Here is a 620-nt window from a genome sequence, read left to right on the forward strand (position 1 = left end):
CTACAGAGAAAAACTAATTGGCTAAAAAGAAAGATTTAAAGACTTAAGAGACTCCTATTTTTTTGTAATAATTCATCTTCTAACTAAATTAAGTAATTACTCGATTTATTAAATAACCCTTAATTATAGGTCTTATAAAAATTAATTCATAATTCTATGGCAATTCTTTAAATCTAGAAGATTATTTCTTCTTTTAATTGCTCTTGTAATTACTTTGATGACTTAGTACCGACGCTTGGTGCAAAATATAACACAGTTGCAAGAATTGACGTTTTAACAGTTGAAATTAATTTTTCAAGTTTTTGTATTTCTTCTACTATACCAGAAACTTTCTTATATGCTTTAATTTCTTGAAAAATAGATTTAATGTTTGAGACAATACTTGACTTTTTAGTTTCATAATCAAATAAGTCTGTAGGTATATTTAATTGATTATTCTGCAAATTTTTTAGTTCTAATTTGCTTTCTTGTAGCTTTTCTGATTCCTCAAAAATTATTTGCAAACCATCTGCTTTCTTGGAAAAATCTAATTGCAGGTCCTTAATTTTTGTTTCTTTTTTAGTTAAGAATGCCCCCCCCGCTTAAGATTTGCTAGAGCGCTTGAAGAATGCAAGTTATTT

The 620-nt window shown here is 26.9% G+C and carries 1 protein-coding gene; it reads right to left on the reverse strand.

Going from position 1 to position 620, the window contains the following annotated elements:
• Nucleotides 1-209 precede the first annotated feature (209 nt).
• Nucleotides 210-503, reverse strand: a complete 294-nt coding sequence (locus tag DNK47_RS03355) for a hypothetical protein (RefSeq protein WP_112665939.1) — start codon at nt 501-503, stop codon at nt 210-212.
• Between the last annotated feature and the right edge of the window lie 117 nt (nt 504-620).

Origin of the sequence: Mycoplasma wenyonii (assembly GCF_003265155.1) — a bacterium.
Taxonomy (GTDB): Bacteria; Bacillota_I; Bacilli_A; order Mycoplasmatales; family Mycoplasmoidaceae; genus Eperythrozoon_A; species Eperythrozoon_A wenyonii_C.